Source organism: Roseateles sp. NT4 (genome assembly GCF_051857475.1).
Taxonomy (GTDB): Bacteria; Pseudomonadota; Gammaproteobacteria; order Burkholderiales; family Burkholderiaceae_C; genus Pelomonas.
Window position 1 is genome coordinate 162,706 of sequence record NZ_JBPZGZ010000006.1, and the last position, 16,315, is coordinate 179,020.

Sequence of the window (16,315 nt, forward strand, 5' to 3'; positions counted from 1 at the left end):
GGGATACGCCTACCGACTGTGTCAAACAGCCAAATTGACGCTATAGCGGACGCGCTATCAAGTAGTGTTCCAACTCTTCCTGAGATATCCCCGGTGCGCCACGCCCGAGCCAAGCCTCGAACTCGGCGGGATACGAAAAATGAAGATATTTTCCTTCCTGAACAAAACTCTGCTCAGCGCCATATTTGGACAAAAAATCGAGGTGCATGCGCGCATATCGCCACGCCTCTTCATCCTCCGCTGACATGTCTGGAAGCGACACAATCGGGATATTGAATTCCGAAACCCTGACAACAAGCTCATACAAGTCAGAATATCGACCGGAGGAAATTATTCTTCGAATCAAATCAATACTCGCAGATTGGTTTTGACTCATGGTCGCGCCCCCACAATAACTTTGTTGACAGGGTCAAAAGAAATGTTGCTGTATCCGAGCTTTACACGAATTGCAGCCGCGGGAGTCCTCAAAGCCGCATCCATGGGCGACACTCCTTGGGCGACAAGTTTATTATAAATATCGAGATTACTCGAGCCCAACTCTCCAGTAATGGATTTGACATTTTCCGGCCCATAATGTTCGACGGCCCGCGAAATTAACTCCGTTCCTATTCCGCTCCTTCGATTTTCGGCATAGACCTTAGAGATATAAAGGTCGCCGCTCATTGTATCGAACGTTCCGTGGATGAATTGATAGGCACCATTTGAATTGGCTCGACTAGGGACCGTGATGCGACCATTTAGAATAAATTCGTTCGAGAATATGCGATAGGTAGGTCTACTGCCAGCCATTCCTGTCTCGACGCTGAAACTCAACGGCGCCGTTTGATTTCGATAGGGAACAAAATCCGGCCCTCCAGCGGGCGTCCGCGTTCGAGATGCCAACCGGTTCGCTGTAGCCCTCCCACTTGGTGCCCAGAAGCCCTCAATCGGCGCCATGGCGTCGGCGGCGCTCGATGCCGCAACAACATCCCTCGTCGCCAGGTACATGGCTGCTGACACAGGGCCACTAATGGACCCCTCTCCCTGAGCCTTCAGGAAATTCTGCAACCCTTCCGTCTGAGCCGCTTCGGCACGAGCCGCTGCGTCCATTTCAGGCGTGATGGCAGACATCTGCGGCCCACTGTCGATGCGAGCCTGGTACTCCGCCATGTCTTGGGCAACTCGCGCCTCGCTGGCTTCTCGGAAGCTCCACACAGGCTCCGATTGCTGAGCCCACGCCTCCCGCGCACGAGTCGCCTCCGACTTGCCCGTGACGACTACCCGTGGAAGCTGCTCAAGCGGGATTTCTTCCCAGCTTTTCCCGCCCGGCTTGTCTCGCCACAACACCGGCGTGCTCAAGCCATAGCCATCACTTCGCTGCCATCCCCCAGGGTAGACCCCGTCCTTGAATCTCACGCCTGGCTTGTTGGCTAGGCCAGTTGGCACCTGGCCATCATCTCCCGCATAGCCGTAGTCTGACGATAAGCCGCCGCCTGCTGCGCTCAGGTCTAGGCGTGGCAGGTTCCGGTCGATATCAATTGGAGCCAAGTCAGGTAGCTTTCCAATGTCGATGCGCTCCATGCGCTCGACACCAGGGCCGGTGTCCTGCAGCGTCTTGTAGCTCGGCTCCGAAAGGCTCTCCCCAATTGCATTGCCAAACCCACTCGCTCCAACACCACGCCAGTCCAGGTTTTGGAGAATGCCAATTGTCGTACCGAGACCGATGCTGGCGTCGTCGACCTGCGCCTGCAGTACTTTCATCACATCCCGCCACGCCTGACGAGCCTCCTGCTTGAGGGTGTATTCCGTTTGCGCCCGCGGAGACAGATCCTCGTACCTGGTGTCGTATGCGGTGTACTGACTGGAGATGTCGGCCACATAGCCATACCGATCCTGCCAGGCGTTGTAGCCAGGACGAGTCTGGGACATGTAGTTGGAATACTGGACCCATAAGGGCGCATTGGCCCACGGCGACGTCGGATTGAGCTTTCGCCAGTCGGTCCAACTGCTCAAGGGGAAATCGCGTCCGCTCTTGGCGATTTCCTCCTTCGAGTAGGCCCCGGGATCGAAGATCTTGGGCATGTTCGGATCGGTACGCCCGATCGCCTCACCGGCGCTGTACGGCCTCCAGGTCGTGCTGTTGTTGTGGATGTTGCTGACCTTGTTCGGGATCAGCAGCACACGACCCGCCTTCAAGGCGCTGTCGGTCAGCAGGCCGTTGGCCTCTGCGATGAGATACCACATGGAACTGTCACCCCACAGCGCCTGGGCGATGGAGCGCAGCGTCTCGCCGTCTCGCCGCACGGTGTAGCTGCTGGCGGCGGAGCCGGGATAGCTGTCGTTGATCGGCTCGTAGTTCTGATCGAAGTCTGCCGTGCGCACGCCAGGCCGCATGTAGCGCTCGCGACGAGCATCCGGACTTTCCGCCTTGCCGTTGCGAGCCAGCTGCTCGGCATAGCTGATCCGGACCTTGTCTTCCGGGCTGTTGCCCACGTCCCCGATGCGGTGGCCGTCAGCGTAGTAGTAATAGTGGTTGGTGTTGCTGTTGGTATTGCCGTTGCTGCTGTAGGAGCGCTTGATGACTTGCCCGTCGGCGTCGATGCGGTAAGTCTTGGTGATGCCGGTGGTCTCGTCGGCATGCGACAGGATGCTGCCGTCACCGTAGTAGTTGAGGGTTGCCTTCGTGACCTGATTCCCCTGAGTCCTCGTGATGACGGACTGCTTCGCCTCGTCGAAGTACTTGTAGGCGTAGGTGGTGGTGGTCACCGACGCGCTGCCCGCCATTACCGCGGGCGTCTGCGTCACGCTGGACAGCGCCCCCGCGCCACTGGCGCCTCCGTCGACATCGACGACGGGGTTGCCGCCAACCGGGATGGCGGCGTAGTAGGAGTAGGCAAGGTTGTAATCCTTGCTCGTGTCCGTGCTGAGCGTGTCACCGTCCACGCTCTGGCTCGAGAGTCGGTTGTCTTTGTCGTAGACGGTGGTCGTGGCGGTGTGATTGACCAGATCGGCCATCACTTGCGTGCGTCCCAGCACATCCAGTACACGCGTGGCGATCAGCCGAGCGGTTCCGTCGATCGTCTGCGTCGTCGTCTGCAAGTAGCCGTCCTTGCTGTAGCCGTAGACCTCGTGGACGAGTCGGGCGCTGCCACCGCTGGTGTCCGTGTAGTCGGCGACGGTGCGCTGGCTGTTCTTGTCGTAGCCCAGGGCAATGCCTTCTGAGCCGGCGACGACCGAGATGCTCGTGTCGAGAATGCTGGTCGCCCGCCTGGCTTTGGCCACACGGCTGCGGTTGAATTCGTCGTCGCCCTGTCGGACTGCCTCGGTGCTGTTGAGCTGCCCCTTGGAGAAGGTGAAGCGGTTCAGCTTGTCGTAGGCGTACCAGTAGGTCTGCCGGTCCACGAAGCCGCCTAAGCCGTCCGAATAGATGGCGTCGACCAAGCGGCGGTTGCCGTTGGCGTCGAATTCGTAGCTGATGTTGAAGCGCCCCATCGCACCGGACGCGGTCAGGTCCTTCACGCGCGTGATGCGGTTGAGTTCGTCGTAAGTGATCTGGCTGGTGTACGTGTCCTCGGCCGTCTGGGTGGTATCCATCTGGCCGGAGATGTTGAGCAAGTAGTTGGACTCGGTGATGCGGTTGCCGGCGTCGTCATAGACATACTGCGCACCGATTCCCGCCGTCCTGTTTGCCACTGAGCTCACGTATCCGTTGGCGTAGTAGGTGTACTCCACCAAGCTTTGACCGGCCGCAGACATCAACTGCCCTGCGCGGTTGTAGCTGTACGCGGTCCATTGACCCAGGATGTTGCTGTGCGAGGTCAGGCGGTTGAAGTAGTTGTATTTGTCTTTCAGCGTGCGGCCATCCGACTGCACCGTGGTGACGAAATAGCCACCTGAATCGATACCGCCAAGGCTGGGGTCACTCTGGCCCACGACGAGCAAGGCGTAGGTGTAGCTGGTGACGAAGCCGTTGCCGGACACCGTCTGCACGACGTGCCCCTGGGCGTCATAGTCAGTCCGGGTCTTGATGTTCAGCGCATTGGTCGCAGTGAGACGCTGGCCCAACTCGTCGTAGGTGTAGAAATCGCTGAGATCCGCAGCCACACCCAGCGCGTCCGAGCCACCGGAGGCCAGGCGCTGGACGTTCTTGCGGGTCGCCTGGACCAGTCGGTCACGGGCGTCAAAGCGGCGCTCCGTGATCGCGCCAAGAGCGTCGATCGCCACGACGGCGTTGCCGAAGACGTCGTACTTGTTCTCACGCATGCCGCCGGCAGCCGAACTGAAGACGCTGCCATTCCCGCCGGCCGCGTCGAACTCCTTGAGGACCTGCGCGTCGGCGCCACGGCTGCCTGCGAGATAGCGCACCCGGCTCAGGTTGCCGTTGGCATCCGTCATGGTGGTGTGCCGTCCGAGCAGATCGTAGCCGTAGTCGGTTTCGGGACGCGCGCGATAGCGATATCCGTTCTCGGCGGTGACGAAGGTCTCCGGGTCGATCTTGGCGATCAGTTGACCGAGGGTGTTGTACTTGAGGGTGGTGCGTGCCGCGTCCTTCTGGTCCGCCGTGAGGGCCGTGAGGGCCGGCAGCTTGTTTTGCACCCGGTCCTCATTGAGTGCCGCGAGCATGCGCTGCTCGACACGCTCGTCCCGCTCTTCCGACACTTCGCCAAAGGCGTTGAAGGCCTGGACCCGGCTGACCGTGGTGGTGCCCACCTGGATCAACGTCTGCTGCCTCAACACCTGCGCGGGCAGGTTGTAGTTGGTCATGACGACCTTGCCTTCCTGCCGGATGGCCGTCCCCACCTCATCGATCATGTCGAACGAGTTGGCGTCCAGGGCCCTGAGCGTGTAGAACCTTTCTCCCTCCGTGAAGCCGACGGAGGTCGGGTCGACCTGGAACATCGTGTAGCCGGGCACGTCGCCCGCGGGCGCGGTGTAGGTGCCCGCCACGAGGACCTTCTTGTTGCCGATGGTCACCTCGGCCTTGGGGACGTTGCGGCCGCGGATATAGAGTTTGATGGGGCTCGGCACTCCCTGAGCCTGCGTGCTGAGGTACTGCAGTTCCCCCGAGCTGCTGTACGAGAGCCGCATCGTCGCCACATTGCCGCTGGGGTAGCAGACGTAGCGCACTTCGAGGATGTGCGGCGTCGCGTCGCCATGCTGGAAACTGGCGGGGAAATGAATGCGGGCGGGTTTGCTGCCGCCCGGTGACGTCGGACCGTAGGCGACGGCACCATCGGAGAACGAGCGGCCGTTGGTGGTGTCGGTAACCTGGAACGAGTAGTAGGTGGAGTCGTAGCCGCTTTGCGCGGGCATCGTGATGCCGGCGGGCGCGGTCATCGGGTAGGGAGGCGCGGTAGCCGCAACGAGCGTGCCTTTACCGTCGGCATCCACGTTCAGCGCGCCTCCGTTCGCCCCGAGCGTCCAGCCATAAGAGGAGTACCCGATATCCTCGAGGGAGCTGTAGAAGCGAATGCTGAACTGCGCGGCCACCTTGCCCTTGAGCTCTGGCGTCGCCAGGCTGAATGTGAACTTGCCATCATCCGAAGGGGGTCCGGATTGGCCGTAAATCTCATAGTTAAGAGGCAGGAATCTGGCGTATTTCGCCCCCGGCATCGTGAAGGTGATCTGCGACCCGTTGACCACCACCGTCCCCGTCGGAAGCACCCCTCCGGAAATCAATCCGGTACTGGGCGGTGACCAACTGGTCGTCCACGACTGCGTGTACAGGTCTTGGATCACGTCGCCCGAGCGAATCGAATAGAACGTCGGATCGATCGTCTTGACGAGCTGGTTGCGTCGGTTGTAGACCGACACCCGCGAGAAGTACTGTGTGTAGGTCGCCGCATCGCGGAGTGTCCACGTTGCGTTGTAGTTGTTCCCGATGATGCTGATCTCACGCGTCTGGTTGCCCGCCGCGTCGTAAACGTAGTACTTGATCGCACCGGTGCCGGTGTTGGTCTTGATGATCTTGCCGAGGGTCGAGTACTCGAAGAACTCTTCCCAGCCGTCACCGATGCCCTTGCCACTGACCTCGCCGAAGGCGTTGTAGCGGGTCTTGCGGGTTTCAGCGGCAATGGCCTTGTCGCTCTCGTAGCTGGTCTCCGCGACTACGCGGCCCATCGCGTCGCGCTCGTATCGGACGACGATGTCGCGCTTGGTCGTGGCGGTGGTGCTGTCGGAGCGATGCACGTCTTTGGCGGTACGCCGAGACAGGTCGCCGGCGCCGTTGTAAGCGTACTCGGTGACGGCACCCACCGCGTCCGTCATCTTGATGAGCAGGCCGTTGACGTCGTAGCCGTAGGAGGTGAAGCGGTCGTCGGTCTCGACCGTGTCCTTCTTGCCCCGCTGGATGCGCCGCGCGACATTGCTAAGGCCGTCGTACTCGGTTTCGTCGGTGGGTCGAACAGTTTCATCTTCCCAATCCTTGAAGCTCACGCCTTGGCGTTTGATTTCGCGGCCCAGGCCGTCGTAGCCGATGTCGGTGGTTTCCCACGTCTCGACTTGACCTTGTCCCTGCCCTTGCACGGCCGCCAGCTCCCGCACTTGCGTGACGTGGCCCAGGCCGTCGTAGCTGTAGGCCGTCTTGGCGACCCTGTCGACACTCACGCTGCGAGTGCCGTCGGCATCAATGAGATCCTGGGTGACGCCGAGAATCCGCTTCTCGGTGACGCGATTCAGCCGGTCCAGCGTGTATTCGGTGACGCGATCGTCGGCGGCCACATGGTTGGCCACGCTCGCCGCGAACGCCCGTAGCTGCACCGGGTCGTTGTGAGGCGCCGTATTGGCCGCCGTGCTGGCCTGGCGGCCATAGCCCCCCGGGAGCATGCCGCTGTAGCGCGTTTCCTTGGTGGCCACGCCGCCGGCGCGGCCGTACTCCCAGCTGGTGACGGCGCCTTCCTCGTCGATCGTCATCACCTTGCGGCCGTCAGCGTCGTAGTAGCTGTAGCTGGAATAGCCTCTCGCGTTCTTGCTCTCGGTCAGGTTCCCAGCGGCGTCGTAGAAGTACTGCTGCAGCGTGGTCTGCTGCAGCGGCAGATCGCTAATGACGAGGTTGGTGCCGTCGCCGCTGTCCCACACGTACAGGTAGTCGAGCACGACCTGGACGACGCGCCCCATCGCGTCGTAGCGGTATCGCCGCGTACGGTCGTTGAGATAGTCCTGCGTCGGCGGGGTGGGCGCCGTCGCGGGATCGACCGTCACATTGGTCGCGAGCCGCGTGGCGTAGACGGTCTGCACGAGCACGTTGCCCGCTGGGTCGTACTGGGAGCTCGTCACCACCCGGTCCGGATTGACTTCCAGGATCTTGCGGTCCAGGGCGTCGTAGTAGCTCACGGCGCGCTTGACCCCGGTGACCGATCCGTTTGCCTGCAGCTGGCCGCTCACGATCTGTTCGACGACGTTGCCCCGGGCGTCGTAGCGCCAGGTATCCGCGGGCGTCACGGTACTGCTCGTGTTATCGGCCGCGACCGCCGTGTAGCTCATGCCGGTGCGCCGGATCAGACGGTTGGCACCGTCATAGCTCATCGCGGTGCGGCGCTCTTCAGTGAGTCCCTTGGCTTCGATGCTGAGAACGCGGTTGCCTCGGCTGTCGTACTGGTATTCGTTGACGACGTTGCGCAGCGTGTTGCCGACCTTGACCTGCACTGGCAGCGTCTCGGTCAACACGTGACCCAGGCGGTCGTAGGTGTAGGTGGTGGTGGCACCGCGCTTGTTTTTGACGGTCAGCTGCTGCCCGAAAGCGTCCAGCGAATCCGCGCCTTCGGTGTAGTTTTCGGCGTCGGTTTCCTTGAGCAGGCGGTTGTTGCGGTCGAACTGGCGCCCGACCGTGTGGTCGTTCGCCGCATTGGTCAAGACATAGCTGCCGCTGCCTGGCGCCGTGCTGGCGAGGATCACCGCCTGGCCTGCGGTGAGCGTGCCCTGCACTTTCGCGTCCACACGGGTGGTGCCGGTCAGGTTGCCGTAGGCGTCATAGCCATACACGGTGAGGTAGCGCTCGGCGTCGACGCTCTGCACCAGGCGCCCGGCCTTGTCATAGACCTGATAGCGCTTGTAGCCACGCGCATCGGTGACGACGGTGGCGTTGCCGAAAGTGTCGTACTCGGTCTGAACGACGCCACCCATCGGATCGGTGACCTTGACGACGCGGTTGTCGGCGTCGTAGGCGTACTCGGTCGTGTAGACCTTGAGCAGGGCGGCCTTGTCACCGTCGGGGACCGGGTAGGAGTAGAAACCGAGCCTGGCACGTTCGTACTGTTCCCACGTGCCCGCGCCTTCCGCCAAGGCCACACCACGCGGATCGATCTGGTGCCACAGCCGCCCGAGGCTGTCGTATTCGTAGCGGGTGGTGCTAGCCAGCGCCGTCCCATCGCCACGGATCACGGCGGTACGTTGGCCGGCGGTGTTGTAGACGTAGCGCGTCGTGCTGGACTGGCCCGCGACATTGCTAGCCTGGATTTCGGTTTGCAGCCGACCGACCGCGTCATAGGTGAACTGGGTCTGTATGTCGTTGCCGTCGGTCTGCAGCGCCAGTCGCCCGGCGCGGTCGAGCTCACGGGTCACGCTGGTCGCCGTCCCCAGACCCGGCAGCGCCGCGACGAACGTGTTCAGCGATGGCGCATAGGTGGAAGGCGTGTAGGCGTTGCCACCACTCACACGGTTGGGATAGCGCAAGACGGTGGTACGCCCGTTGGCGTCGCCGTAACGCGTCTCGGTGACGTAACCCTCGGCATCCAGGGCGAAGCGCGGGCGGCCCGCGGCGTCATAGGCGAACTGGGTGACGCGGCCTTTGACGGGAGGTATTTCTTCGATGTTGTCGACGTAGCTGATCGTCTGACCCACCGGCAGAGTCGAGTCGCGCTGCACCCCCAACTCCAGCTGGACGGACTGCCAGTTCATCGTCGGCTCGGTCACGGTGGCGCTCAAGGCGCCGGTGATGGACGTGCCCTTCTCGTAGACGAAGACGCGCGCGCCGGTGTCCGTCGAGTCCATCTCGATGCAGTAGGTCTTGCCTGGTGTGTAGGCACCGAGATCGGCCTCAGCTATCGAGCTGGTCCCTGGCTGGGGGCGCTGGGTGTAGACGTGCCCGTCTTTCTTGAAAACGAGCGCCACACGCCCCAGCCCACCGGCCCCATCCTTGAGGATGATTTGGGACTGCTGCTGGACCTGCATCGGTTGGTACTCGAGCTTGAGCACCGAGCCGATCGGCATGGTCCGTTTGCTGGCCGTGTAGACCGAACCACCGCCCCCGACGGGCTCGCTGATCAACTTAAACCGCCCCGCCTCCCAGACGCCGACAGCGCCGCCGACCCCTTCGAGATCGACGTTGAACTCGGTCTTGGTCGGCGAATAGGCTGCGATCAGCTCGGCTTCGGTCGGGACGGTGCCGACGCTTGCCCCCCACGCCTGCTCGTGCTCCACCCTCGCGACGATTCGGCCGGTGGCGTCGTAGCGCGACTCCTTCACGTAGCCTTCGGCGTCGACGACGAAGCGCTGGTTTCCGGCCTTGTCGTAGGCATAGCGCGTGACGTGGTTCTTGGCGTCGGCCCTGAGCGATGCCACCTTGACATCGATGGCCACGGTGGACATGCCGGCGGCGACGTCGGCCATCCTCTGGTCATATTGCCGCACCAGCGCGACACGGCCGGCACCGTCGTAGGCGCGCTCCGTCACCTGACCGAGGGCGTCGACGGCATAGATCAAACGCCCGTCTTTATCGTAAGCATTGACGATGAACCGATCGGCAGCCGCCGAGCCCAGCGCATCCAGCGCCGCGCGGAGCTCGTCGTCCGTCTTGGTCTCCCAACCCGACGAAAGTCGGGTGCTGTAGTTCCAGGCCGTGTTGACGCGGCCCTCGCCGTCGTAGTCGTACCGCGTGACAATTCCCAGCGCATCCACGGCATAGCGAATCCGGTCCGCGCCGTCGTAGCTGTAGCGAGCCGCAACGTTGTTCAGCGTGTCACGTTTGACCAGCAGGCGGCCAGCCGCGTCGTATTCGTAGCCGGTCTTGAGCTTGATGCCATCGGGGTCGACGGTCTCGGAGAGGCGGCGGCCCAGGATGTCGTAGGTGTAGGCCGTCTTGCGGGCCGATGGCGTGCCGACGCCTTCGGTGACGGTGAGCACGCGGCGCTGGGCGTCATAGGCGTAGCTGGTCTTGAGCTTGAGCCCCGTCACCGAGTCGTCGACGATGACGTCGGTGATCTCACCCCTGACGTTGAAAACCTGGGTCGTGACCGTGCCGCGTGGATCGGTGATCTTGAGCTTGCGGCCCTGACCGTCGTACTCGTAACGCGTTTGCAGGTTAAGCCCGACACCGTTGATCAAGGGATCCACCGTCTGCGTCAGCACCCGGTTGGCGGCGTCGAAGCTGTAGGTGGTCGTGGTGGTGGCGTCGCCGCTGATCGGTGCGCCGCTGCCGTTGGCCTTCAGCCCACCGATGACCTTGACCAGGTTGTCATTCGCGTCGTAGCCGTTCTGCGTGACGTTGCCCAAGGCGTCCGTCACCGTGGTCAGGTTGCCGTGGGTGTCGTAGGCGTAGGTGGTGGTCGCTCCGGCGCCATCCGTTAATTTGTAGGCTTGGCCGAGACGGGTGTACTCGGTAGTGGTCTGGATTCCCTCAGCGGTCTTGATCGTCAGCTTGCGAGCACCCGCGTCATGGGTGTAAGTGACGGTGTTGGAATTGCGGTCGACGCGCGTGAGCACGCGGTCCAGCGCGTCATACGTGGTCGACGCGGCACCTGCGGAGCCGGCGATGGTGACCTTGCGGCCCGTGCCGTCGCCGATGTCACGCAGGTAGGTGTACCGCGTGGTGCGCTCGAGTTCGTCCTTGGTGTTATCCAGCCGGCCCAGTGCGTCGAAGACGCTGCTGGTGACGACACTGCTGCCCAGTCCGGTGCCACTGCGCTCGGTGCGGGTCAAGTCGCCGCGCCGGTCGTAGCCGAAATCCACGGTGAGGCGACGCGCGTTGGCCGTGCCTTTCGCATCGACGTCGTAGATTTGCTTGCTGACCTGACCGAAGGCGTTGTAGCTGTAGTCGGTCTTGTAGCCCAGGGCGTCAATGGCCTGCTGGATCAACCCGCGGCGGTTGTAGCTCACCGTGCTGCGGTTGTCGGCCGTGGCATCCGGCAGTACCCACGTCAGCGTGCTTGCGACTGCGGTCCCGTCGATCTTGCCACCGACCAACCAGGCACTGTCGCTCGTGCTCAGCCGCCTGGCATGGGTGACCGTGAGCTGCACTTCATTGAAGTTGCTATAGACCGTCTCGGTGACTTCACCGCCGAGGATGGGGTCCCGCAGAATGGCGTAGACCTGCCGACCTTGCGCGTCGTAGTAGTAGAAGGTGGTGTTGCCCCGCGCGTCCTTGACGCTGAGGCGCCGGCCCGCCGCGTCGTAGGTCGTGGTGACCACGGTGGCATCGCCTTGGACCTGGGTGGTCTGCACACGGCCCCAGTCGTCGTAGCCGATGGTTCGCTTGCGCTCGTCGCTCGTGTTCTGCGCCAGCGTCGTGGATTTCAGGCGCTGCAGGTTGTCGTAGTCGTAGAAGGTGACGGTACCGTCGACGGCAGTTTCCGTTTCGAGCAGGCCGCGGCTGTTGTATGACTTGCCAGTGGAAAGCGGCGCCTTGGGGCTGCTCAGCGAGGTGCGAAGGGCCGGCGTCAGATCGGTCGTCTTGAACAGCCTCAAGCTCACGGGACTGCCGGCCACGACGGGCTTGAAAGCCTGGGAGAGATAACGGTTCTCACCCGCAGCGCGCCCCACGGTGTCGAATTTGAATTCCGTGAGATAACCCTCGGCGTTCAGCATCGCGACCTGGCGGCCCACGCCGTCATAGATCCATTGCGTGAATTCGTCGTCGGCCAGTGGCGTCAGCGCGGCGAGGGTCGCCAACGTACCGCCAGTGCGGTCCGCGTCGCTAAGCGGCTGGGAGCGGCGCAGCTGCGACACCATGTTGCCCGCGGCGTCGTACTTCCAGACGGTCAGGCCGCCGTCGCCATCCACGCGCGCACCGAGGCGGCCGGAGGCGTCATACAGGTTGCGGGTCGTGCGATCGCGCACGGCATCCTGCGTGGGCGCAGGCATGCTCGGCCCGCTGGTGCGCGTCGTGCCCAGCGTCGCGTCCAGGCGCGTGACCCCCACTGCGTTGGAGAAGCGAGTCTGTGCCGTCAGGGCCGAGGTGCCGTCGTACTGGTTCTGGGTCAGATAGCCGTCGGCGTCCCGCGTGCCGGCCGGGCGGCCAGCCGCGTCGTAATAGAAGGTGGTGATGCGGTCATTGTTGTCGTCGACAGCGGGACGGACGTTGGCCACGGTCTTGGCAGTGGGCTGGCCCTGCGAGTCGCTCAGAGTGGCCAGCGTGGTCGCGCTCACCAGCGTGGCGTAAGCCACGGTTTGGACCAATCGGCCGGCACCGTCGTACAGGTACTCGGTGAGTTGGCCGTTGGCGGCGATGTCGGCGCTCTTGCGGCCACTGACGTCGTACAGGCTGTAGACGCTGACGCCCGTGGCGTCCTGCACGCGCCGCAGCTGGCCCACGGCGTCGTAGAAGTACTTGGTGGCGCCGAGCGCCACCTGGCTCGCGGCACCCAGCACGTCGCTGGACACGAGGCGTCCCATCGCATCGAAGACCTGGACGGTGGTCAGGCCGTTGTCCAGCTTGACAGAGGTCTTGCGGTTGGTGTCGTCGTACGTGTAGAGCGTGATCGCCGAGTTGGCGTCCACGCTCTGGGTCAGGCGGTTCAGGCCGTCGTACAGGTAAGTCGTGCCCTTGCCGTCGGTGTTCTTGCTGGCCAGCAGGCGGCCGAACGCGTCGTAGGTCGTCGTCGTCTTGGTCGCATCGCCGTCCACCACGGTGGAGCCGCTCAGGGTCTCGCTCGCATAGTGGCGCTCTTCCTGCACCTGCCCTCGCAGGTCGTAGGTGAATTCGGTGACCTGGCGGTCCAGCGTCAGCTTCTGCGGACCGTTGACCCAGTCCTCCAGGCTCGTGAAGGTGGGGCTCGCCGCGGTGAAGAGCGCGCCGGTGTACTGCACGCGGCGCTGTACCTGGCCTTCCGCGTTGTAGGTGTAGCGCGTGACCTCGCCCTGCGGGCCCAGCACGTAGGCCAGCCGCCGCTTGGCAATCTGAGTCGTGTCGTAGATGTACTGGGTGGTGCGCGGGACGCTGGCTTTGCCCGGCTGCAGAGGGCCGTCCAGGTCCGGCACGACGTAGACCGTCTCCGAGGAGAGCAGGCCTTCGCTGGTGTAGGTGCGCTCCAGCACGTTGCCCGCAGCATCCGTCCTGCGCGACAGCTTGCCGTTGCCCACGTACTCGTAGGTCGTGACTTCACCCTTGGCGTTGGTACTGGTCAGCACATCGCCGTTGTCGTAGGTATAGCTTTGCTTGAAGGTCGCGCCTCCGACCAGCGCACCCTTGATCTCCTCCAACTGACCACCGTTGAGGCCGCTGAGGTATTTGAGCGTCGTGACCTGATTCAGCGCATCGGTCACCGTGGTGGTGCGGTTGACGGTGTCGTATACGAAACCGGTCTTGCGGTCGTCCCTGACGGTCTTCACGCTCCCATCGGGCATGTATTCGGTGACGGTCTGCTCGGTGATCGACTTGACGCTGCCGTCCCCCCAGTACTCGACGAACTGCCGACTGCCGTCCTTTTGCGTGAGGGTCTGCAGCCGGCCGTTGGCGTCGTAGCCGTACTTGACCGTATAGGTGCTGTTGTCGGTGCTGTCTTCGGGGGTCAGGTCGGTCGTGACCTGGCTCAGTCGGCCGTTGTCATAGCCGTAGCTGGTCACGCTGCGCGTCTTCAGCGCACCTTGCGCATCCTTGTAGCTGGTGGTGATCTTGGTCAGCTGCGTGCCGCTGTAGTTCAGCGTCACCACCTCGTCGGCCGTGGAACTTCCCGCCTTGAAAGTCGACAGGGCGCTGATCAGGTTGGCGCCGTCGTAGTCGACCTTGACCAAGTGACCTGCGGGATCTTTCACTTGGGTGAGTCGGTAGGTCTGTCCCGAGTTGGCCGTGGCGTACGTCTCCGTCGTGCCGGTGTCGCCATCGGTCCACGTCCACACGCCGGTGCCGAAGCTCAGGCTATCGAACTGCCCCGAGCCCTCGGAGGTCAAGTACTTGCCGCTGCCCGCGTCGAAGGTGTACAGCGCCTCATGGCCATCGGCATCGGTGCGCTTGACGTTGCTGCCGGCGGTATTGACGGTGCCGGACAGGCCGGACACCCATCGGTAGTAGCCGATTCGCCAGCCATCGCCGTTGTCGCCGTCCCAGCCGCCCTGGCTGTTGTAGGTGCGCAGCAGGTCGACGTCCGCGCCGATACCCACCAGGTATTCGTCGCGATCCTGGACCACCAGGTTGCCGGTGGCCGCATTGACGGTGACCCGCTCTCCAGCGCGGCCCGACGTCGGGTTGCCGATTTCGCCTGCTCTTCCCAGCACGTCCTTGGAACTGTTGACCAAGCCCGCGCCACTCCCCGTCACGATCGAAACCATGCTGCCCTCCCCGTCTTTTGAATTTGCATGCCAATAGAACCAATCCAGCTCATTCAGCTTTGGTTTAGTTTCTGACGCACTTTGTTACATTTAATCGTCTTTTGACCTTTAATCATCTGCGTGAGGTCAATGGCTCCGTCGAGGTGCTGCGACGATCATTTCGCTCGGACGCGACAGCGCGCACATCGCTGAAGCGGGCGGCGCTATTTGCAAGATCCTCAGCGCTGGGAATTCCCATTCAGCCCTGGGACGCGCAGACAAGGGAACAAAGGCCGCAGTGCGGCTTGCGTTGGAACTCGCGCAGGAGCTCTAACGGTCGCTCAAGGGCTAAGGTCTGGAAGGCTCGCAGGCCGGCGCCTGGAACGGCTCAGAGTTCGCAGACCTCGGCTTCTGGCTGCACGCCTGATCAGATCGGCAAGCAGCCAAGCTCCACGCTCAGGCTGCGGTGGCGGCCTTCGGCAAGCTGTCGCACCCTCAACAATGAGGATGGCATGGCGAGACGGCCCCGATAGCGTTCGCGCCGCGGCTGATGTCACGCGCCACGCTCCTCCCAGGCGGAGGGTGGTCCAGCTTGTATGGCGCATGTGTTGGGGGGGCCATGGCGTTCGAACAGGTTCAGATCCGGCCGACGTTAGCGCAAGCCGCCGTTGCGCTTTACCTTGGCGCGGCCGCGCATGCGCTGGCTGCTGGGGCGCCAGCGCCGCTGTTGCAGGACGGCAAGCCGGTGGACTGGTGGTTCGTCTTCAAGTTCAACGCCAAGTCGTTTCCTCAGTGTCCTGCGGGCGCGCAGATGCAATGCCCGTTCGGCGACAAGGCGCAGAGCTACACGCGCGGGCAAACCTTCGTCTTCGCGAGCAACGATCAGCCCAAACTGACGATGGGCAGTACCTGCGTGGGCGAGACCGGTGCCGACCCGCTGGGAGCCACGTTCGGTGAGATCGTCAAGGGCAAGCGCTTCTACGTCGTCTGGAACGACCAGTTCTACAGCGACCCTGTCATCCCCGGCTGCAGCGACTCATGCTCGGCACCTTGGGGGCATTCCAAGGGCGTGCTGGCCTGGGATGCCGACGGCAACGGCCTCATCGTCCAGGTCACTACGCCCTCTTGGCCGGGCTCCGGCCGCCTGACGCCCGAGCGCACAAGCGGCAACACATTGGGATGCATCCCGCGCCCGGACAACATCCTGGTGAGTCAATCCTTTTTCTCGGTAAAGCTGACTGCGGCCGACGTGCTGCAGGTGCTGCGGGCGTTGGGTAACGCCAGTGTCGTGACGGCGCCGGGCAATGCTCAGTTGGTGAACAACGGCGGGCCGCAGGAGATCCAAGACGCCGTCAGCGCGCTGGGCGTCAAGTCCAAAAGCACCAAGGTCTTCGACACCAAGTTGTCCTCCGGCGTGGCCCTGCTGTCCAAGCCCTCGAAGTTGCTCGTGCCACCCTGGCAGCTTGTGTCGTCGCAGCTGGGGAGCGTGTCATTACGCGTCGCGACCTGGTGGGCGAACCCGGCCATCGCCTCCACGAAGGTCAACACGCCTATCGACTGCTGGGACGAGAGCCTTCCCAAGCCCGGCGCCGTAGAAATTGCCACCTCCGGCAGTTGGAAAGGGACGGGTTTCGGACTCAAGGGCGGCGCCGGCCCTGATTTCAACCACGCCAAGGTGGGCGTATCAACGTCGGGCGACCACCATTTCGTCATCTTCGGCGACATGAACCAGCAGGGGTCGCTGTCCGATCCGAAGTGCGGCAGCAGCCAGAACGGCCGAGGGGGGTTGTTCTTCATCGTGGACAACGAGCCGCTGTGGAAGAGCGTAACCGAGCTGCTCGACGGCAAGAGCGCACCAGTCGTCGGTCAATGAAAAGCG

General features: G+C 63.1%; 3 protein-coding genes. 1 reads left to right on the forward strand and 2 read right to left on the reverse strand.

Annotated features, from left to right (window positions below; all coding sequences use genetic code 11):
- Positions 1-40: 40 nt before the first annotated feature.
- Both ACS5PN_RS28030 and ACS5PN_RS28035 read right to left on the reverse strand, forming a co-directional pair.
- Entirely contained in the window at positions 41-376 is a 336-nt protein-coding gene (locus ACS5PN_RS28030; RefSeq protein ID WP_439467333.1) for a hypothetical protein, read from the reverse strand.
- Positions 373-14,457 carry a hypothetical protein gene (locus tag ACS5PN_RS28035; RefSeq protein ID WP_439467334.1) on the reverse strand — a complete coding sequence of 4,695 codons (14,085 nt, stop codon included), beginning with the start codon at positions 14,455-14,457 and terminating at the stop codon, positions 373-375. The genes ACS5PN_RS28030 and ACS5PN_RS28035 overlap by 4 nt, the downstream gene beginning before the upstream one ends.
- 598 nt (positions 14,458-15,055) lie before the next feature.
- Here ACS5PN_RS28035 and ACS5PN_RS28040 point away from each other — a divergent pair.
- Entirely contained in the window at positions 15,056-16,309 is a 1,254-nt protein-coding gene (locus ACS5PN_RS28040; protein ID WP_439467335.1) for a deoxyribonuclease II family protein, read from the forward strand.
- Positions 16,310-16,315 lie beyond the last annotated feature (6 nt).

What these genes read in the sequence shown, in the direction of transcription:
- ACS5PN_RS28030 (WP_439467333.1), bottom strand. Translation starts at nt 376, where the DNA reads ATGAGTCAAAACCAATCTGCGAGTATTGATTTGATTCGAAGAATAATT.
- ACS5PN_RS28035 (WP_439467334.1), bottom strand. Translation starts at nt 14,457, where the DNA reads ATGGTTTCGATCGTGACGGGGAGTGGCGCGGGCTTGGTCAACAGTTCC.
- ACS5PN_RS28040 (WP_439467335.1), top strand. Translation starts at nt 15,056, where the DNA reads ATGGCGTTCGAACAGGTTCAGATCCGGCCGACGTTAGCGCAAGCCGCC.